Source organism: Xanthomonas cassavae CFBP 4642, from assembly GCF_000454545.1.
In the GTDB taxonomy this organism is placed as follows: Bacteria; Pseudomonadota; Gammaproteobacteria; order Xanthomonadales; family Xanthomonadaceae; genus Xanthomonas; species Xanthomonas cassavae.
Genome location: NZ_CM002139.1, coordinates 3,486,417 through 3,505,264, shown reverse-complemented (window position 1 = coordinate 3,505,264; position 18,848 = coordinate 3,486,417). Strand labels below are relative to the sequence as shown.

The 18,848-nt window shown below is 66.0% G+C and carries 14 protein-coding genes and 1 pseudogene; 10 read left to right on the top strand and 5 right to left on the bottom strand.

Going from position 1 to position 18,848, the window contains the following annotated elements; genetic code table 11:
• Positions 1-69 precede the first annotated feature (69 nt).
• A complete protein-coding gene (locus XCSCFBP4642_RS0115520; protein ID WP_029218204.1) occupies positions 70-1,032 on the top strand; it encodes an IS5 family transposase in 963 nt (320 codons plus the stop codon).
• Positions 1,033-1,329: 297 nt separating this feature from the next.
• On the opposite strand, the gene XCSCFBP4642_RS0115515 is transcribed toward XCSCFBP4642_RS0115520, so the two are convergent.
• Positions 1,330-2,121, bottom strand: coding sequence for a cytochrome C assembly family protein (locus XCSCFBP4642_RS0115515; RefSeq protein ID WP_029220605.1), 792 nt, complete (start codon positions 2,119-2,121; stop codon positions 1,330-1,332).
• A 372-nt stretch (positions 2,122-2,493) separates the two neighbouring features.
• Here XCSCFBP4642_RS0115515 and ffh point away from each other — a divergent pair, with 372 nt between their 5' ends.
• From ffh to rplS, 7 genes are all read left to right on the top strand, one after another.
• On the top strand, positions 2,494-3,870 hold the full coding sequence (gene ffh, locus XCSCFBP4642_RS0115510; protein WP_029220604.1) for a signal recognition particle protein: 1,377 nt from the start codon (positions 2,494-2,496) through the stop codon (positions 3,868-3,870).
• Positions 3,871-4,150: 280 nt separating this feature from the next.
• The gene (locus XCSCFBP4642_RS0115500; RefSeq protein WP_029220603.1) at positions 4,151-5,221 is read left to right on the top strand and encodes an NAD(P)H-dependent flavin oxidoreductase; all 1,071 of its coding nucleotides are present in this window, start codon (positions 4,151-4,153) and stop codon (positions 5,219-5,221) included.
• The gene (locus tag XCSCFBP4642_RS0115495; protein ID WP_029220602.1) at positions 5,212-6,009 is read left to right on the top strand and encodes an aminotransferase class IV family protein; all 798 of its coding nucleotides are present in this window, start codon (positions 5,212-5,214) and stop codon (positions 6,007-6,009) included. Before XCSCFBP4642_RS0115500 ends, XCSCFBP4642_RS0115495 begins: the two co-directional genes overlap by 10 nt.
• A gap of 109 nt (positions 6,010-6,118) precedes the next feature.
• Positions 6,119-6,379, top strand: coding sequence for a 30S ribosomal protein S16 (rpsP, locus tag XCSCFBP4642_RS0115490; protein WP_029220601.1), 261 nt, complete (start codon positions 6,119-6,121; stop codon positions 6,377-6,379).
• A gap of 43 nt (positions 6,380-6,422) precedes the next feature.
• Entirely contained in the window at positions 6,423-6,935 is a 513-nt protein-coding gene (gene rimM / locus XCSCFBP4642_RS0115485) for a ribosome maturation factor RimM (RefSeq protein ID WP_029220600.1), read from the top strand.
• Positions 6,936-7,000: 65 nt separating this feature from the next.
• The gene (trmD, locus tag XCSCFBP4642_RS24965) at positions 7,001-7,774 is read left to right on the top strand and encodes a tRNA (guanosine(37)-N1)-methyltransferase TrmD (RefSeq protein ID WP_033898440.1); all 774 of its coding nucleotides are present in this window, start codon (positions 7,001-7,003) and stop codon (positions 7,772-7,774) included.
• 144 nt (positions 7,775-7,918) lie between these two features.
• Entirely contained in the window at positions 7,919-8,326 is a 408-nt protein-coding gene (gene rplS / locus XCSCFBP4642_RS0115475; protein WP_005989873.1) for a 50S ribosomal protein L19, read from the top strand.
• Positions 8,327-8,654: 328 nt separating this feature from the next.
• Here the strand turns inward: rplS and XCSCFBP4642_RS0115470 are convergent, their stop codons facing one another.
• A complete protein-coding gene (locus XCSCFBP4642_RS0115470; RefSeq protein WP_029220599.1) occupies positions 8,655-10,130 on the bottom strand; it encodes an MATE family efflux transporter in 1,476 nt (491 codons plus the stop codon).
• Positions 10,131-10,875: 745 nt separating this feature from the next.
• On the opposite strand from XCSCFBP4642_RS0115470, the gene XCSCFBP4642_RS0115465 reads away from it, so the two are divergent.
• Positions 10,876-11,283, top strand: coding sequence for an RNA-binding S4 domain-containing protein (locus XCSCFBP4642_RS0115465; protein WP_029220598.1), 408 nt, complete (start codon positions 10,876-10,878; stop codon positions 11,281-11,283).
• 393 nt (positions 11,284-11,676) lie between these two features.
• On the opposite strand, the gene katG is transcribed toward XCSCFBP4642_RS0115465, so the two are convergent.
• From katG to mutS, 3 genes are all read right to left on the bottom strand, one after another.
• A complete protein-coding gene (katG, locus tag XCSCFBP4642_RS0115460) occupies positions 11,677-13,923 on the bottom strand; it encodes a catalase/peroxidase HPI (protein ID WP_029220597.1) in 2,247 nt (748 codons plus the stop codon).
• Between the two features lie 363 nt (positions 13,924-14,286).
• Positions 14,287-14,901: a DUF937 domain-containing protein gene (locus tag XCSCFBP4642_RS0115455; protein WP_029220596.1), complete on the bottom strand. Its 615-nt coding sequence runs from the start codon at positions 14,899-14,901 to the stop codon at positions 14,287-14,289.
• Between the two features lie 219 nt (positions 14,902-15,120).
• Entirely contained in the window at positions 15,121-17,676 is a 2,556-nt protein-coding gene (gene mutS / locus XCSCFBP4642_RS0115450; RefSeq protein WP_053329576.1) for a DNA mismatch repair protein MutS, read from the bottom strand.
• 820 nt (positions 17,677-18,496) lie between these two features.
• Between mutS and XCSCFBP4642_RS30085 the strand changes: the two are divergent.
• Positions 18,497-18,784 (top strand): annotated as a pseudogene (locus tag XCSCFBP4642_RS30085) (type IV secretion protein Rhs); the annotation flags it as partial.
• Between the last annotated feature and the right edge of the window lie 64 nt (positions 18,785-18,848).

The window sequence follows — 18,848 nt, the reverse complement described above, 5'->3', positions numbered from 1 at the left end:
TAAGGCAACGCTGATCAAGTCGGTCCCTATCGGAGAAAATATGCCCCTTCCTTCAAATCGGAACGACCGATGAAACAGCAGACATTGGCGATGGCGGCCGATCAGGGCAGTGGATTCGAGCAGCATCGTCGGCCGACGCGCCGGGATGTGTTCCTGTCGACGATGGAGCAGATCGTGCCGTGGTCGGCACTGTGCGCGGTGATCGAGCCGTACTATCCGAAGGCAGGCAATGGCCGGCCGCCGGTCGGCCTGGAACGGATGCTGCGGATGTATTTGGTGCAGCACTGGTTCAATCTGGCCGATGAGGCCTGCGAGGAAGCGCTACTGGACAGCACGGCGCTGCGGCGGTTCGTGGGGATCGACCTGGGCCGCGAGCGGGTTCCGGACGCGACGACACTGCTGAAGTTTCGTCGCCTTCTGGAGACGCACGAGCTGGGGGCGGAGCTGTTCTTGCAAGTGAACCGGGAATTGGAAGCACGTGGCCTGAAGGTGGGCACGGGCACCATCGTGGATGCGACTATCATCGGCGCGCCCAGTTCGACGAAGAATGCGGACAAGGCCCGCGATCCGGACATGCATCAGACCCGCAAGGGGCAGCAGTGGTACTTCGGGATGAAGCTGCACATCGGCGTGGATAGTCGTAACGGCCTGGTGCATAGCGCGGCGGTGACGGCGGCCAATGTGCATGACAAGCACCTGCTGGGAGACCTGCTGCACGGGGAGGAACGCCGGGTCTATGGAGACAGCGCCTACGCCAGCCAGAAGGCGCTGATCGGCACGCATGCACCGCACGCCCGGGACTTCACCAACCAGCGGGTTCGCAAGCGTGGCGAAGTGAATGAGGTGCAGCGCCAGCGGAACCGCAACAAGTCGAAGATCCGTGCCCGTGTCGAGCACGTGTTCGCGGTGGTGAAGCGGCTGTGGGGCTTTGCCAAGGTGCGTTATCGCGGGCTGGACAAGAACGCGAACCGCTGCTTCGTGGCCCTGGGCCTGGCGAACCTGTACCTGGCGCGGGTGCGTTTGGCGGGATAGTTGCGCCTGCGGGGCCGCAAAAGCGGCCCGCAGCGCCCGGAAACGGGCATGGAAGGACGGCTGATCGTAGATCCAAGTGCGTCATGAGCCGGATCGGCCAGTTCGCTGGCCGTTGCGACTACTTGATCAGCGTTGCCNGCAGCGCCCGGAAACGGGCATGGAAGGACGGCTGATCGTAGATCCAAGTGCGTCATGAGCCGGATCGGCCAGTTCGCTGGCCGTTGCGACTACTTGATCAGCGTTGCCCTAGAGGCTGCGTCGGCGCCGGTAACCGTCGTTAACCCGCCGTCATCGCGATCAGCGCGGGCCCAGCACCAGCTCGATCACGAACTTGCTGCCGAAGAACGACAGCACCAGCAGCGCCATTGCGGTCAGCGTCCAGTGCACCGCCTTGGTGCCGCGCCAGCCGTTACGCCAGCGGCCGACCAGCAGCGCGCCGAACACGACCCACGACAGGATGCTGAGCACGGTCTTGTGCAGCAGGCGCTGCGCCAGGAAGTCCTGCACGAACAACAGACCGGTCAGCAGGGTCAGGCTCAGCAACACGAAGCCGACCGTGATCGTGCGGAACAGCAGCGTTTCCAGCTCGGTTAGCGGCGGCAGCGCACGCAGCCAGGTGTGGAAGTCGCGTCGCCGTAGCGCGCGCTCCTGCAGCCACAACATGATCGCCAGCAACGCGGCGATGCCCAGGGTGGCGTACGCGAGCAAAGCCATCCAGGCGTGCAGCTCCAGCCGCCAGCCCAGGTCCGCGCTCGGCTCGTGACCATAGGCGTGGTAACAGGCCAGCAGGATCGCCGACAACGGGAACACCACCACGCCCACCGCCGCGGTCCTGCCGCGCCCGCCGAATACCGCGGTCAGCCCGGCCATGCCCAGGCCGGTCAGCGACAGCGCTGCGAAGAAATGCATGTCCGGCCCGCCGGCGGTGCGGAAGGCCACCAGCACGTGGTAGCCGGCATGTAGCGCCACCGCTGCCAGCGCCGGCGCCAGCCAGCCCGCAGGCGACTGGTTGCCATCGCGCATCACCGCACGGGTGAGCAGGGCCGCAGCCAGCAGGTACAGGGCGAACGCGATGAGAACGATTGTCATCGTGGAAGTTTCGCATACTGGGGGCCGGGAATCGGGAATCGGGAATAGCTGGCGGCCGCGGGGTGTGTAGGTTTGGGGTTGGCAGGGAAGCGGTGGCGCGTAGGGAAGGGAGGTGCCCGGGCGAGTGAGGCGCAGCACGGGACTGCATGACATCGGGCCCGCGCCGGCAGCGCACGGGCGGGGCGGGCTGGTCTGGTTGCTGCTGCCCCTGATTCTTCGCGGGCCCTGAGTGCTGGTCTGCGCACTGCTGCGCGCTCGCGGGATTGCTCCGCCGGGAGGGTGTCGCCAGGCGCGCGGCGGGTCGGTTGGGGCGGGGCGTTGGCCGGTGCCGCTATAATCGACGCCCGTTTCCCCTCACGCGGTCCCTTGCGCATGTTCGAGTCCCTTACCCAACGTCTCTCCGGCACCATGGAGCGCCTGCGCGGCCGCGGCCGCCTGACCGAGGAGAACATCCGCGAAGCTACCCGTGAAGTGCGTATCGCGCTGCTGGAAGCCGACGTCGCGCTGCCGGTGGTGCAGGCGCTGATCGAGCGCATCAAGGTGCGCGCAGTGGGCCAGGAAGTGCTCAAGTCGCTAACCCCGGGCCAGGCCCTGATCAAGGTGGTGCGCGACGAGCTCACCGCCGTGATGGGCGCGGCCGCCGCCGACCTCAATCTCAACGTGCCGGCACCGGCGATCGTGCTGATGGCCGGCCTGCAGGGCGCGGGCAAGACCACCACGGTCGGCAAGCTCGCCAAACACCTGAAGGAAAAGCGCAAGAAGAAGGTCATGGTGGTCTCGGCCGACGTCTACCGCCCGGCCGCGATCGAGCAGCTCAAGACCCTGGCCGAACAGGTCGGTGTGGTGTTCTTCGCCTCCGATGCGTCGCAGAAGCCGGTCGACATCGTGCGCGCGGCCATCAGCGATGCGCGCAAATCGTTCGTCGACGTGCTGCTGGTCGATACCGCCGGCCGCCTGGCGATCGATCAGGCGATGATGGACGAGATCAAGGCGCTGCATGCCGCGGTCAACCCCACCGAAACCCTGTTCGTGGTCGATGCGATGACCGGCCAGGACGCGGCCAATACCGCCAAGGCGTTTGGCGAGGCGCTGCCGCTGACCGGCGTGGTGCTGACCAAGACCGATGGCGATGCCCGCGGCGGTGCCGCGCTGAGCGTGCGCTACATCACCGGCAAGCCGATCAAGTTCGTCGGTACCGGCGAAAAGACCGACGGCCTGGATGTGTTCCATCCCGACCGCGTCGCCAGCCGCATCCTGGACATGGGCGACGTGCTGTCGCTGGTGGAGCAGGTCGAGCACAGCGTCGACCAGGAAAAGGCCGCCAAGCTGGCCGCCAAGGTCGCCAAGGGCAAGAAGTTCGACCTCAACGACATGAAGGAGCAGCTCGAGCAGATGCAGAACATGGGCGGCATCCATGGGCTGATGGACAAGCTGCCGGGCATGGGCCAGATTCCGGACAACGTCAAGCAGCAGGTCACCGGCAAGGAAGTGCCGCGCATGATCGCCATCATCAATTCGATGACCAAGAAGGAGCGCCGCAACCCGACCCTGCTCAACGGCTCGCGCCGCGCCCGCATCGCACGCGGTTCCGGCATGCAGCCGGCCGACGTCAACAAGCTGATGAAGCAGTACCAGCAGATGGAAAAGATGATGGGCAAGCTGGCTGGCGGCGGCATGAAGGGGCTGATGCGCAACATGAAGGGCATGATGGGCGCGATGGGCGGCCGCGGCGGCATGCCGTTCCGCTGAGGTCGCATTACCACTGCGTGCGGTGCGCAATTTTGCAGGTGCGCGTTGCCTGCGTTCCCCCTTCTGCTTGATTGCGACGCCCGGACAGCCGGGCGTCGCACTCGATCTGCGTGAGATGTAGACCGTCCTGAAAATGTACAGGGCGACCATCGCTTTCGCTCTGGACGCGCTGACTTTGCGCCACGGCGCGCTCGGGAGCGCCAGCTGGCGGCACGTCCGCATCGCCCTCTAACATCACAGGTACCATGAGCCATCCCATGGCTGGCCGTCGATGGTGTTGATGAGCAGATATTTGAACGTGGATGCCTTCCAGCAGCGCTTCGGGCTGCGCGTCCCGATCCTGCTCAGCCCCATGGCCGGCGCCTGCCCGGTGCCGCTGTCGGCGGCGGTTGCCAATGCCGGTGGCATGGGGGCGATGGGCGCGGTGTTGTCGCAGCCGCAGGACATCGTGGCGTGGATGGCCGCCTTCGGTGAGGTGAGTGCGGGCCCTGCACAGATCAATCTCTGGATACCTGACCCGGTGCCCGCGCGCGATGCGGAAGCGGAAGCGCGCGTGCGTGCGTTTGTCGCGCGATGGGGTCCGCCGGTCCCCGCGTCGGCTGGCGACGCTGCGCCGGCCGAGTTCGATGCACAGTTCGACGCCGTGCTCGCTGCCCGCCCGGCGGTAGCCTCCTCGATCATGGGCGTGTTTCGTCCCGATCAGGTGGCGCGACTGAAGGCGGCCGGCATCGCCTGGTTCGCCTGCGCCACGACCCTGCAGGAGGCGCGCGCGGCACAGGATGCCGGCGCCGATGCGGTGGTTGCGCAGGGCGCGGAAGCCGGCGGCCATCGCGGCGCGTTCGCTGCCGGCCAGGCCGAGCGCCAGATGACCGGCTTGTTTGCGCTGGTGCCGCGCCTGGTCGATCAGCTGGATATTCCGGTGATCGCCGCAGGCGGGATCGCCGACGCGCGCGGCATTGCCGCGGCACTGACCCTCGGCGCAAGCGCGGTGCAGATCGGCACCGGCCTGCTGCGCACGCCAGAAGCCGCACTGCCCGGCGCCTGGGCCGACGCGCTGGCCGCGTCCGAGCCCGAGCAGATCCAGCCCACTCGCGCCTTCTCCGGACGGCTCGGCCGCGCGCTGGCAACGCCATACGTACAGGCCGCGATCGCGGCGGATGCACCGCCGCCGGCACCGTACCCGGTGCAGCGCGCGCTGACTGCACCGATGCGTCAGGCCGCCGTCCGCGACAATCGCCTGGACGCAATGCAGGCCTGGGCCGGTCAGTCGGCCTGGATGGCGCCCGCACAGCCCGCCGGCGAACTGGTCGCGCAGTGGTGGGAGCAGGCGCAGGCACTGTTATGTCGCTGATCTTCTGCAACGGCGCACCGGCCAGCGTGCAGCAACTCGGCGCCGCGGCGCTGGTCAACTACGGCCACTTCACCACGTTGCAGGTCCGCAACGGCGCCACGCTGGGGCTGGATCTGCATTTGCAGCGCCTGCAGGAGGGAAGTTCTGCGCTGTTCGGCCAGGAGCTGGAGCCGCAGCAGCTGCGGTCGCAACTGCGTGCCGCGCTGGCAGCAGCGGGCATGGCCGATGCCAGCCTGCGCGTCACCGTGTTCGCGCCCGACTACGATTTTCGCAACTCCTTGGGCGAGGTTGCACTGGATGTGCTGGTCGCCATCTCGCCGCCGGCGCAGATGCCCCAGACCGGTCTGCGCGTGCAGGTCACCGATTACGTACGCGAACGGCCTGAACTCAAGCATGTCGGCACGTTTCCGCTGCTGCACCTGCGCCGCCTGGCTATGCAGGCGGACCACGACGATGTGGTGCTGCAGGACCGGCAGGGCAGGGTGCTGGAGGGGGCGTTCTGGAATCTGGGGCTGTGGGAGCGCGGCGGGGTGGTGTGGCCGCAGGGGCCGATGCTGCTGGGCACGCGGCAACGCTTACTGCACTCCGGGCTGAAAACCTTGGGCATCGACCAGGTCAGCCGGCCGGTGGAACTCGGCGAGCTGGACCGTTTCGATGGCGCATTCGCCTGCAATGCGCGCGGGCAGCAAGCCATCGTCGCGCTGGGGCCGGCGCGCTGGGGTCCGCATGCGGCGCAGCTGCCGCTGCTGGCGCGTGCCCTGCAAACCCATGCCTGGCAAGCGATCTGAGCGATCTGGCGGGCAGGCATGGGGTGACTTGGCTTCGCCGGCGCGGCCCGCTATACTCGCCCGCTTACCGCGCCACTCTGGCGACTGGGCAACTCAGGAAAACCACACCATGGTCAAGATTCGACTGACCCGCGGCGGCGCCAAGAAGCGTCCGTTCTACCACATCATCGTGACCGACGTGCGCAGCGCGCGCGACGGCCGCAACATCGAGCGTCTGGGTTACTACAACCCGGTTGCGCAGGGCGCCGAACCGCGCATCGTGCTCGATATCGCCCGTGTCGACCATTGGGTTGGCAACGGTGCACAGCTGACCGACAAGGTGCGCAACCTGTATCGCGAAGCGTCCAAGTCCCAGGCCGCTGCGGCCTGATCTAGAGGCCCAGGCATCGCTGCCTGGCCCAGAGTCGACACAGATGAAGCCGACCGAGCGCCGCATCCTGTTAGGCAGGATAGTCGGCGCTTTTGGTGTCAAGGGCGAGCTCAAGCTCGAATCCTGGACCGAGCCGCGCAGTGCGATCTTCCGGTATCAACCGTGGATCGTGCGTTCGCCGTCCGGCCAGGAATCGGTGCTGAGCGGAGTACGTGGACGCGATCAGGGCAAGAATCTGATTGCGGTGTTCCCCGATATCACCGACCGCGACACCGTCGAAGCCATGCACGGGACCGAGATCTTTGTTCCCCGCAGTGCGTTGCCGCCGCCCAAGCCCGATGAGTATTACTGGGTGGATCTGGAAGGCCTGCAGGTCGAAACCGTCGAAGGCGTGACGCTGGGCGCGGTGTCGCACCTGTTTTCCACCGGTTCCAACGACGTGGTGGTGGTGCGCGGCGATCGCGAGCGGATGATTCCGTTCGTGTTGCCGGACTTCGTCACGTCGGTGGATTTCGAGGCCAATCTGATCGTGGTCGACTGGGATCCGGATTTTTGATCGAAGCGGTGCTTCGGCTTCGCTCTTGCTCTACCCATTCCCCAATCCCGATTCCCGATTCTCCAGTGCGCATCGACGTCATCAGCCTGTTCCCCGAGTTCATCGCGCAGTGCGCGGCGTTCGGCGTGGTCGGGCGGGCGCAGGAGCGTGGCTTGCTGGAATTGCAGGGCTGGAATCCGCGCGATCATGCGCAGGGCAACTACCGCCGGGTGGATGATCGTCCGTTCGGTGGCGGGCCCGGCATGGTGATGTTGATCGAGCCGTTGCGGGCCTGTCTGGACGCAGTGCAGGCCGCCGACCCACGTCCTGCACCGGTGATCTACCTCAGCCCGCAGGGGCGGCCGCTCGCCCAGCCGCTCGCCCGCGAGCTGGCGCAGTTGCCGCGCATGGTGCTGTTGTGCGGCCGCTACGAGGGCGTGGACGAGCGCTTCCTCGATCAGGCGGTGGACATGGAAATCTCCATCGGCGACTACGTGCTGTCCGGTGGCGAGCTCGGTGCGGCAGTACTGGTCGATGTGGTGACGCGCTTGCAGGACGGGGTGTTGAATGACGCCGAGTCCGCCGCCCAGGACAGTTTCGAAGGGCCGCAGGGCCTGCTGGACTGCCCGCACTACAGCCACCCGTCCAGCCACGCCTGGGGCGATGTGCCGGAAGTGCTGCGGTCGGGCAATCACGGCGCCATTGCGCGCTGGCGCCGGCAGCAGTCGCTGGGCCGGACCTGGCTGCGTCGCCCGGACCTGCTGGACGAGGCCGGGTTGGACAAGCACGATCGTCGTTTGCTGGAAGAGTTTCGCCGCGAACTCGAGCCAGGCGACGATAAGCCCGGCGACAAGAAATAAGGGCGCACCCCTAGCCCTTGAAGGTTTGATTGGGGTACAATGTGCGGCTTGCTGGCCAGCCTTGCGTCTGGCCCTCCTACGAACCTCGAGCAATCGCCGTGCGGCGACTGCCGGTCCAATATCACCAGACACGCGGTGCCCACCATGAGCAAACTCAACAAGACCATCCTGGCTGACTTCGAAGCCGCCCAGATCCAGCGCAAGCTTCCCGAGTTCAACCAGGGCGACACCGTCGTGGTGAACGTCAAGGTGAAGGAAGGCAACCGCGAGCGCGTGCAGGCCTATGAGGGCGTGGTGATCGGTACCAAGAACGCTGGCCTGAATTCCGCCTTCACCGTGCGCAAGATCTCGCACGGCTTCGGCGTCGAGCGTGTGTTCCAGACCCACAGCGCCATCATCGACTCGGTCGAAGTGAAGCGTCGCGGTAAGGTCCGCGCCGGCAAGCTGTACTACCTGCGTGGTCTGGAAGGCAAGGCTGCCCGCATCAAGGAAGATCTGGCCGCTGCTGCACAGGCCAAGGCCGCTCGCCAGGCTGCTGCCAAGGCCGAGTAAGCTGCACCGCTGGCAGGTCATTCGACCTGCTGCCAGACGGCCGCCTTCGGGCGGCCGTTTGCGTTCTGGGAATCGAGATTAGGGACAGGGATTCGCCGGTTGTGCGTACGCGATGCTCATAGGTTTACACGTGAGCGCGCGGTTGCTGCGTAGTGAGGCGGGATGTCTTTTCGTAGCGATTCGGCGAGCGGTGGCGTCGGTCGGCCAGGCCGATCACTCATGAAATCCCTGCGCGCTGTATCGATCATTTCAGGCAGCGTCCGGCTCCCGCTTTCGCGCGTGATGTCGGCCGGTATGGCAGCGCGCTACTTGGCGGGGCCAGCGGACGTCAGTTCTGGCGGGGCTGCGGCGCACCTGCGATGGGCGCGGTGTCGGCGACCGGCGAAGCCGGATGCGCCGGCACTTCGGCGGCGGCGGCCAGCGCGGACGGGTGGGTTGGAGTCGCCAGCATGCGTGCCTTGCGCCAGCCGCCCCAGCGGTAATACGCCAGCGACAGCAACATCGAGCAGGTGGAACTGATCGGGAAGCTCCACCACACTGCATCGGCGCCCAGATGCGGCAGCAGGGCATTGGCCAGCGGTACCCGCACGCCCCACAGCGAAAACGCCAGGATCAACAGCGGCGGGATCACCGCGCCGGTGGCGCGCACCACGCCCGACACCACGAAGCTGACCCCGAACAGCAGGAACGACCAGATGGCGATGTGGTTGAGATGGCGCGCGATCTCCAAGGTGGCGCTGCCCTCGGGCAGGAACAGCGACAGGGTCCAGCGGTCGAACAGGATCAGCGGCGCGATCAGCAGGCCGGTCATCAAAAAGTTGGCGGCGATCCCGGTGCGAGCGGTGGCATCCACGCGCGCCCACAGGCCGGCGCCCACGTTCTGCGCAGCCATCGACGAGCAGGCCGCACCCACCGCCATCGCCGGCATCTGCACGTAATTCCACAACTGCAGCGCTGCGCCGTACGCGGCAGCGGTGTCGGTGCCGAAGCCGTTGACCAGCGACAGCATCGCGATCATCGCCAGCGAGATCATCACCATCTGCAGCCCCATCGGCACGCCCTTGACGATGAGCGCACGCAGGATGGTGGTGTCGATGCGGAACAGGTGCAGGTCGCGCCGCCCCAGCCACAGGATGTGGCGCCTCCGGCGCAGATACACCAGCAGCCCGACCAGCGCGACCACCTGCGCGATCAGCGTGGCCCAGGCCGCGCCGGCGATGCCTAGCGCCGGAAATGGGCCGATGCCGAACAGCAGCAGCGGGTTGAAGACGATATCCAGCAGCACCGACAGCAACAGGAAACGGAACGGCGTGCGCGCATCGCCGGTGCCGCGCAGCGCCGCCGACACAAACGCGAACAGATACAGCGTGGGCATCGCCAGGAAGATCACCCGCAGATACGCTTCGGCCAGCGTCTGCGAGGCGGCCGGCGTGCCCATCGCGGTGAGCAGATGCGGCGCCAGGAACCAGCCCAGCACGGCGATCACCGCCGACAGACCGCCAAAGAAACTCGCGCTGGTTCCCATCACCTTGCGCGCCTGGGCGATATCGCGTGCCCCCATGGCCTGGCCGATCAGGATGGTGGACGCCATGCCGATGCCGAATACGGAACCGATCAGGAAGAACATGATGCTGTTGGCGTTGGCGGCGGCCGTCAGCGCCTCTTCGCCCAGATAGCGGCCGATCCAGATGGCATTGACCGAACCGTTGAGCGACTGCGCGATATTGCCGGCCATGATCGGCAACGCGAACAACAGCAGGTTCTTGCCGATCGGGCCTTCGGTCAGAACAGCGGATTTGGGCATCGCTTGGCATTGTCGCGCAGAAGCTCCGCACACTAGCATCGCTGTGTGAGATCCGATGCATGCCATTCGGTTTGCGCTGCAGATTTGGTTAGGACGCGCTCTACTTCTGATAGCTGTGGTAACTGCCTTGGCAGAGATGTTGCGCTGGCTGTTCGGGATGCGCTGCAGAGCAGGGGCGTGTCCCTCATCCGGCGCTGCGCGCCACCTTCTCTCGCAAGCGGGAGAAGGGCTGGGGCTGGCGGATGCTTGTTCGATCGGCGCTGGGCGCGCGCAATGCTTCCCTGCCCCCCGCAGGCGGGAGAAGGGCTGGGGCTGGCGGATGCTTGTTCGATCGGCGATGGGCGCACGCAATGCTTCCTTGCCCCCCGCAGGCGGGAGAAGGGCTGGGGCTGGCGGATGCTTGTTCGATCGGCGATGGGCGCACGCAATGCTTCCTTGCCCCCCCGCAGGCGGGAGAAGGGCTGGGGCTGACGGGTGCTTGTTCGATCGGCGATGGGCGCGCGCAATGCTTCCCTGCGCCGCAGGCGGGAGAAGGGTCAGGGCTGGCGAGCGCTTGCTGAAGTGGCGTTGCGCACCGACACCGGTCCCTTCCCCTGCTTGCGGGGGAAGGTGCCCGCAGGGCGGATGGGGGTGCGCCGACCATCGACCTGGCAATCGATCACCATCGCAAGATTGACGGTCCAGCTTGAGTTCCCGAAGGGCTGCCCAAACATCGGTTATCAGTCAGGGCAAGACAGCAAGGCGCATGAATCCGGAGCTGGAACAGGGCACGACGGTCAGGCTGGATGTGTGGCTGTGGGCCGCGCGCTTTTTCAAGACGCGCAGCCTGGCCAAGAACGCGGTCGACACCGGCAAGGTGGACGTGGGTGGCCAGCGCCCCAAACCCTCGCGCAGCCTGCGCTGCGGCGAGCACCTGCGCATCGACCGGGGCGGCGAAATCTTCGAGATCACGGTGGCCGGGCTCAGCGACGTCCGCGGGCCGGCGCCGGTGGCGCAGGCCCTGTACATGGAGGGCGAACCATCGCGCGAGGCGCGCGCGCAGTGGCGGCTGCAACGCGCTGCCGAACGCACCGGTTACCGGGCACCGGAGGGCAAGCCCGACAAGCGCGCACGCCGCTTGATCAACGCCTTGGGCGATATCGACGCGCTATAGCGATCGAGCACCTCACCGATGCTCTGCCCGGTGGTCCGCAAGGCAAGATATGTGGGTGTCGAACAGGGAAGTGCCGGAGACCGGTTTTCCTGCGTGATTGCATGCAGTGGTGCAAAGCATTCGGGTGCCGCTGCGAGTGCAGTCCGCCCGGTGGTCCGGCAGAGCGTCGTGGTCGAACAATCGGTCACGCTGCGTGTTGCCAAACAACCTTTGGCGCGCCGCTGCCTGGTACCAGGAAGCGGTCTGGCAAGCGCGCCTGCCGTTCCACCAACACCTCGCACAATCACCCTGCATGGCCACGACCATCAGTGAGTCGCGTAAAACAAACACCCCGGTTGTCCGGGGCGTTTGTCTGATTGCCAATGCCTGAATCAGGCCGAGCGATCCAGCGGCTTATGCCAGGTCGAAACGGTCCAGCTGCATCACCTTGGTCCAGGCAGCGACGAAGTCGTGCACGAACTTTTCCTGGGCATCGGTGCTGGCATAGACCTCGGCCACCGCGCGCAGGATGGAGTTGGAGCCGAACACCAGGTCCACCCGCGTGCCGGTCCAGCGCTGCTCGCCGGTGCTACGGTCGCGACCTTCGTACAGCTCCTTGGCGCCGGAGGTAGCCTTCCACTCGGTGCGCATGTCGAGCAGGTTGGCGAAGAAGTCGTTGCTCAGCACGCCGGGGCGGTTGGTGAACACGCCATGCGTGGAGCCATCGGCGTTCGCCCCCAGCACGCGCAGGCCGCCGACCAGCACGGTCAGTTCCGGCGCGGTCAGGGTCAGCAGTTGCGCCTTGTCGATCAGCAGCGCTTCGGCCGGTACCGCGTAGCGGCGCTTGGCGAAGTTGCGGAAGCCATCGGCCACCGGTTCCAGCACCGCGAACGATTCGACATCGGTCTGTTCCTGCGACGCATCGGTGCGGCCCGGTGCGAACGGCACGGTCACCTGCCGGCCCGCTGCCTGCGCGGCGTGTTCCACCGCCGCATTACCGGCCAGCACGATCAGGTCGGCCAGCGAAATCTTCTTTCCACCCGATTGCGCGGCATTGAAGTCGGTCCGGATGCGTTCCAGCGTGGCCAGCACCTTGGCCAGCTGCTCGGGCTGGTTGGCCTGCCAATCCTTCTGCGGCGCCAGGCGCAGGCGTGCACCGTTGGCGCCACCGCGCTTGTCCGAGCCACGGAAGGTGGACGCCGAGGCCCAGGCGGTTGAGACCAGCTGTGCCACGGTGAGGCCCGAGGCCAGGATGGTCTGCTTGAGCGCGGCGGCATCCTGCGCATCGACCAGGGCGTGATCGACGGCCGGCACCGGATCCTGCCACAGCAGTTCTTCGGCCGGCACGTCCGCGCCCAGGTAGCGCGAGCGCGGACCCATGTCGCGGTGGGTGAGCTTGAACCAGGCGCGCGCGAAGGCATCGGCAAACTGGTCAGGCTGCTGATGGAAGCGACGCGAGATGACTTCGTACGCCGGGTCGAAGCGCAACGCCAGATCGGTGGTCAGCATGGTCGGACGATGCTTCCTGGATGCATCGTGCGCGTCGGGAATGATGGCGTCGGCGTTCTTGGCCACCCACTGATGTGCGCCGGCCGGGCTCTTGCTGAGTTCCCACTCGAACTTGAACAGATGGTCGAAGAAATCGTTGCTCCACTGCGCCGGGGTGGTGGTCCAGGTGACTTCCAGGCCGCTGGTGATGGTGTCGGCGCCCTTGCCGCTGCCATAGCGGTTGTGCCAGCCCAGGCCCTGGCTTTCCAGCTCGCCGGCTTCGGGCTCGGCGCCGACATTATCGGCCGGGCCAGCGCCGTGGGTCTTGCCGAAGGTGTGGCCGCCGGCGATCAGGGCCACGGTCTCTTCGTCGTTCATCGCCATGCGCGCAAAGGTGTCGCGAATGTCGCGTGCGGCGGCCACCGGGTCCGGCTTGCCGTCCGGGCCTTCCGGATTGACGTAGATCAGGCCCATCTGCACGGCCGCCAACGGGTTCTCCAGATCGCGGGTGTGCGGGACTTCGCTGTCGTCGTCCTTCACCAGCACGCCGTGCGCCTCGTCCACGCCGGGCGAGCCGCGCGAATAGCGGTCGTCGCCGCCCAGCCACTTGGTCTCGCGGCCCCAGTACAGGTCCTGATCCGGCTCCCAGGTGTCTTCGCGGCCACCGGCAAAGCCGAAGGTCTTGAAGCCCATGCTTTCCAACGCGACGTTGCCGGTGAGGATCATCAGGTCGGCCCAGGAGATGGCCTGGCCGTACTTCTGCTTGATCGGCCACAGCAGCCGGCGCGCCTTGTCCAGGCTGACATTGTCCGGCCAGCTGTTGAGCGGTGCGAAGCGCTGCTGGCCCCGACCGCCGCCGCCGCGCCCGTCGCCGACGCGGTAGGTGCCGGCGCTATGCCAGGCCATGCGTACGAACAGCGGGCCGTAATGGCCGAAGTCGGCCGGCCACCAGTCCTGCGAATCGGTCATCAGGGCGCGCAGTTCCTGCTTGAGCGCCTGCAGATCGATGCGCTTGAACGCCTCGGCGTAGTTGAAGGTCTCGCCCAGCGGGTTGGACCTGTTCGAATGCTGGCTCAGCAGATCCACGCGCAGCTGGTTCGGCCACCAGTCGCGATTGGTCGTACCGGTCCCGACGACGGCGTGATTGAACGGGCACTTTGCTTCGGTTGTCATGGCAATACCTGTGTGCGTGAGCACTTGGGGAGCTGTGTGCCGAAACTGCGGACACGTGCTGATGGAATAGAAACGGTGGGCAATGCGTCAGTTGTGGTCATCGATCGAAGGCGCAGATGCGGCCGTGGGGGGGCATCGAGAATCGCCGCCGCATGGACCGATGCTAGCGCCTGCCTGCAGGCGCGGTACAGGTCGATACGCAGACTGTGACTGGCAGACGGACGCATCAGGCGGGCGCATCGTGGTGGCGTGCGCACACGATAAGCAGCATCGATTGGTTGGGGAATTCGAATTATTCAACCATATCGATAGCGAGACGCTATGGATGACGCGCCGGTGCCGAACCGACCTGGGCCTGCGATCTCAGCGCTTGCCGAACAGGCTGCCGCCGAGTTTCATGACATCGCCCAGTCCAAGTTTTCCGTCGCCGTCCTGATCCAGCACGCTGCCCAGCACGCCGTTGACCCCGGTGTTGCTGCTGGCGCGCTGCTGTTCCTGCGCCAGGGCCGGGCCGAGCTGGCTGCTGGCAGCGGCATTGCCGCCGAGGAAGCGCTTGGCCAGATAGGCCATCACGATGGGCGCCAGCAACTGCAGCAGTTGATTGGCCTTGCCGGTTTCCAGGCCGGTGGCCTGGCCCAGACCAGCGGCAGCCTGCGGCGCCTTGTCGCCGAACAGATGCGCCACGATGCCGGCGCCATTGCCTGGCGCACCGCTGGCCGAGCCGCCCAGCAACGCACCGAGCAGGCTGCCGATGTCCGGGCTGCCGGCATGATCGCGCTGCAAGGCGCCCAGTAACGCATCGGTGCCGCCGGCCTGCTGGCTGTTACGGCCCAAGGCGCCCATCAACAGCGGCAGCGCGGTCCGCACCGCCGATTGCGCCTGCTCGGGCGCAATGCCGAGCCGGCTGGCGAGCTGCTGCAACTGCGGGCCTTGCAACTGCGCGGCGAGTTGATCGGTCAACGAGGCCGACGTGGTCATGGGTGTCTCCGGTTGGACAAGACGTTGCCGCAGCGTGCGCTCGTCGCGCCAGCAGAGCAACACGGCACGCGTCGCAATGCAGGGCGAGAGCAGCGATCCGCACAGTGGCAGTCAAGCCACTTCATCCGACATCAACACGGCAACGGGTTGACCAACCCCGCAAAGCTTTAGAGCCAGGCAACTACGCTTTAACGATTCCCGATTCCCGATTCCCCGCACTCAAAGCAACGCCTTCAACCGATACAGCGCTTCCAGCGCCTGCTTGGGCGTGAGCTCGTCCGGGTCCAGTGCCTGCAACGCTTCCTGCGCCGCGGACGAAGGCGCAGTGAACAGCCCGAACTGTTGCGGCGCATCCAGTGCCGCCGGCGCCATCTGCGCGCTATGGCTTTCGCCTCCGCGTTGTTCGAGCTCGGCCAGCCGGCGACGTGCCTGGGTCACCGCTGCCTTGGGCAAGCCGGCCAGCGCGGCCACCTGCAGGCCGAAGCTGCGATTGGCCGGGCCATCCTTTACCGCGTGCATGAACACCAGGCGCTCGCCGTGTTCCACCGCATCCAGGTGCACATTGGCGATGCCGCTGGCGCCGCCGGCATGCGATTCGTCGGCCAGCGCGGTGAGCTCGAAATAGTGCGTGGCAAACAGCGTGTAGCAGCGATTGCTGTGCGCCAGATGGCGCGCGACGGCGTCCGCCAATGCAAGGCCGTCGTAGGTCGAGGTGCCGCGGCCGATCTCGTCCATCAACACCAGCGACCGTGGTGTGGCGTGATGCAGGATGTAGCTGGTTTCGGCCATCTCCACCATGAAGGTGGATTGCCCGCGCGCCAGGTCGTCGCCGGCACCGATACGGGTGAGGATGCGGTCGATCGGCCCGATCACCGCGCGGCTGGCCGGCACGAAGCTGCCGATATGCGCCAGCAGCACGATCAAGGCGTTCTGGCGCATGTAGGTCGATTTACCGCCCATGTTCGGGCCGGTGATCACCAGCATGCGGCGGTCGCTGTGCAGGTCCAGATCGTTGGGTTCGAAGGGGTGGTCGCGCACCGCTTCCACCACCGGGTGGCGGCCGCGTTCGATGCGCAGGCAGGGGGCACTCTCCAGTTCCGGCTGCGCCCAGTCCAGCGCCTGCGCGCGCTCGGCGAAGGCGGCCAGCACATCCAGTTCGCTCAATGCACTCGCGCAACGCTTGAGGCCTTCCAGCTCGTGGCCCAGCGCGTCGAGCAGGCCTTCGTACAGCAGTTTTTCGCGCGACAGCGAACGCTCGCGTGCCGATAGCACCTTGTCTTCGAAACTCTTGAGTTCCTCGGTGATGTAGCGCTCGGCATTGGTCAGGGTCTGGCGGCGGCTGTAGTGCAGCGGTGCCTTATCGGCCTGGCCCTTGCTGATTTCGATGTAATAGCCATGCACGCGGTTGTAGCCGACCTTGAGCGTGGCGATACCGCTGCTGGCGCGTTCGCGTTGTTCCAGGTCGATCAGGAATTGATCGGCGTTGGTGGACAGGCGGCGCAGCTCGTCCAGCTCGGCGTCGTAGCCTGACGCGATGACGCCGCCATCGCTGAGCTTGAGCGGTGGTTGTTCGGCCACGGCGCCGACCAGCAGATGCGCGGTGGCATCGTGTTCGCCGAGTTCGGCGAACAAGGTCTGCAGGCGCGGCGAATCCAGTGGCGCCAGGATGGCGCGCACCTTCGGCAACAGTGCCAGACCGTCGCGCAGGGTAGAGAAGTCGCGTGGCCGCGCCGAGCGCAGCGCCACGCGGGTGAGAATGCGTTCCAGATCGCCGAGTGCACGGAACGCCTCGCGCACGTCGGCATCGGCACCGGAATCGATCAGGCTCGCCACTGCGTGATGGCGCTGCACAAGCACATCGCGCAGGCGCAGCGGGCGATGCAGCCAACGGCGCAGCAAGCGCCCACCCATCGGCGTGACCGTGCTGTCCAGCACACCGAGCAAGGTGTTGCGGGTGTCGCCATCCACGCGCGTGTCCAGCTCCAGATGCCGGCGCGTGGCCGCGTTCATCGAGATCGCCTCGCTGGCCACCTCCATCGCGATCGAGGTCAGATGCGGCAGGCGTTGCTTCTGGGTTTCTTCGACGTAACCGAGCAATGCGCCGGCGGCGGCCGTGGCGCAGGGTTTGTCGTCGATGCCGAAGCCGGACAGATCGTGCAGTTTGAAGAACGCCAGCAGCTGACGCCGCCCGCTGTCGGCATCGAACAACCACGGCGGCCGCCGCCGCGCGCCGATGCGCCCGCGCAGGAAGTCCGGCCAGTTGTCTTCGTCCGGCACCAGCAGTTCGGCCGGCTCCAGGCGCGCGATTTCCGCTTCCAGCGCATCGACGCTATCCACCTCGTTGACCAGGAACCGGCCGCCGGCCAGATCGGCCCAGGCCAGGCCGTAGCCTTGCTTGCTGCGCGAGATCGCCATCAGCAAGGTGTCGCGGCGTTCGTCCAGCAGCGCCTCGTCGGTAACCGTGCCCGGGGTGACGATGCGCACCACCTTGCGCTCGACCAGGCCCTTGGCCAGCGCCGGGTCGCCGATCTGCTCGCAGATCGCCACCGACTCGCCCAACGCCACCAGCCGCGCCAGATAGCCCTCGTAGGCATGCACCGGCACCCCGGCCATCGGGATCGGCGCACCGCCGGAGCTGCCGCGCTGGGTCAGGGTGATGTCGAGCAGGCGCGCCGCCTTGCGCGCATCGTCGTAGAACAGCTCGTAGAAATCGCCCATGCGGAAGAACAGCAGCAGGTCGGGGTAGTCCGACTTGGCGGCGAAGAACTGCTTCATGGCAGGCGTGTGTTCTTGAGGAGCCTTGCCAAACTTGGAAATATCTGAAGAAACAGTCACTTATGAATTTGCTCTGTAACGGAACTGACGGTCAAAAGAGGGGCGTGGCGGGGAATAACGGTCTTTTTTGTTGCGACCGTGTTGCGACGATTCAAAGCGGGGCCCGACTTTGCATGTTGCGACGAATTGGCATGGTAAGAAAAGCGTATGTTGTCGTTGCGACGGGGTTTGCAACCAACAGCACTGGCACGACAGCAATGGAGGATGCATGAGCAAGACGTCGGAGTTGCCAGGCTCTGCCGAAGAGGCGCGGTCGCTCAAGTTTAAGCTGACCTACGCTCGAGTCCTGAGCCTGTCGGTGGATCGGACCCCCCGTGATGGACAAAGCGGGCAAGGTCACGCTGGATGACGCCACTGTAGACCTGGGCGCTGGCGACGTCCCGGTAGCACCCGGCGACGTCTTCCCTGGCACTTGGCGCCTTAGTTGAAGCTGGCGACCTGCGCAACAATGCGGACAGCCGAAGGCGGCCAACTGGGCGAGTGGTGGGTGACGCAGGGTCCGCATCAGATGATCACTGACGACAGCGTCAGAATTTTCTGAACCCAGCATAGGGGCGGGGGCCTTAGTTCCGCCTTTCGTGAGCGCTCCTCATAACTTCAAGAATTTGTCGTCCTGCGTTCCAGCTCCATCATCGGTGGGCAGCCGATAGCAGGCAATTGACATCGAACTGGCGCCGGGCAACTCTACCGCGCGTGGGGGGATTGGGGAATGACCTCGCGGTCGCGCTTCGCGCACCCTCCGGATTCTTGAACACGAACACTCCAAGTCCGGATAGGCCGTCGGTTCACGGTGGGCAGCCCGAGTGGGGGGCACTTCAAACTCTGGGACCTGGACATCCCCAACATGCACGGGGTCTTCGCCTTTCCAGGCGGCAACACTGCACCGGACGGCTGGGCAGTCAACGGGACCAGGGACACCGTTTACAACCGATGCAGTAGCTATAGCGTTCCCCCCGCTGCCGAGAACCAAGGCGGGATCTTTGAGTCATCCGAGTTTTGGTGTGGCAGCTTTCTCTATGGATGGTCTGATCAACGCAGCCGGAAAACGAAACACGCCACATCCGCCGCGCTGAGGGCGCTCAACCCCCCGGTTTTTTGCCGTTTTCGGCATG

What these genes read in the sequence shown, in the direction of transcription:
- XCSCFBP4642_RS0115515 (WP_029220605.1), bottom strand. Translation starts at nt 2,121, where the DNA reads ATGACAATCGTTCTCATCGCGTTCGCCCTGTACCTGCTGGCTGCGGCC.
- XCSCFBP4642_RS0115470 (WP_029220599.1), bottom strand. Translation starts at nt 10,130, where the DNA reads ATGCCCAAATCCGCTGTTCTGACCGAAGGCCCGATCGGCAAGAACCTG.
- XCSCFBP4642_RS0115455 (WP_029220596.1), bottom strand. Translation starts at nt 14,901, where the DNA reads ATGACCACGTCGGCCTCGTTGACCGATCAACTCGCCGCGCAGTTGCAA.
- rpsP (WP_029220601.1), top strand. Translation starts at nt 6,119, where the DNA reads ATGGTCAAGATTCGACTGACCCGCGGCGGCGCCAAGAAGCGTCCGTTC.
- katG (WP_029220597.1), bottom strand. Translation starts at nt 13,923, where the DNA reads ATGACAACCGAAGCAAAGTGCCCGTTCAATCACGCCGTCGTCGGGACC.
- mutS (WP_053329576.1), bottom strand. Translation starts at nt 17,676, where the DNA reads ATGAAGCAGTTCTTCGCCGCCAAGTCGGACTACCCCGACCTGCTGCTG.
- rimM (WP_029220600.1), top strand. Translation starts at nt 6,423, where the DNA reads ATGAAGCCGACCGAGCGCCGCATCCTGTTAGGCAGGATAGTCGGCGCT.
- XCSCFBP4642_RS0115495 (WP_029220602.1), top strand. Translation starts at nt 5,212, where the DNA reads ATGTCGCTGATCTTCTGCAACGGCGCACCGGCCAGCGTGCAGCAACTC.
- XCSCFBP4642_RS0115500 (WP_029220603.1), top strand. Translation starts at nt 4,151, where the DNA reads ATGAGCAGATATTTGAACGTGGATGCCTTCCAGCAGCGCTTCGGGCTG.
- XCSCFBP4642_RS0115465 (WP_029220598.1), top strand. Translation starts at nt 10,876, where the DNA reads ATGAATCCGGAGCTGGAACAGGGCACGACGGTCAGGCTGGATGTGTGG.
- rplS (WP_005989873.1), top strand. Translation starts at nt 7,919, where the DNA reads ATGAGCAAACTCAACAAGACCATCCTGGCTGACTTCGAAGCCGCCCAG.
- ffh (WP_029220604.1), top strand. Translation starts at nt 2,494, where the DNA reads ATGTTCGAGTCCCTTACCCAACGTCTCTCCGGCACCATGGAGCGCCTG.
- XCSCFBP4642_RS0115520 (WP_029218204.1), top strand. Translation starts at nt 70, where the DNA reads ATGAAACAGCAGACATTGGCGATGGCGGCCGATCAGGGCAGTGGATTC.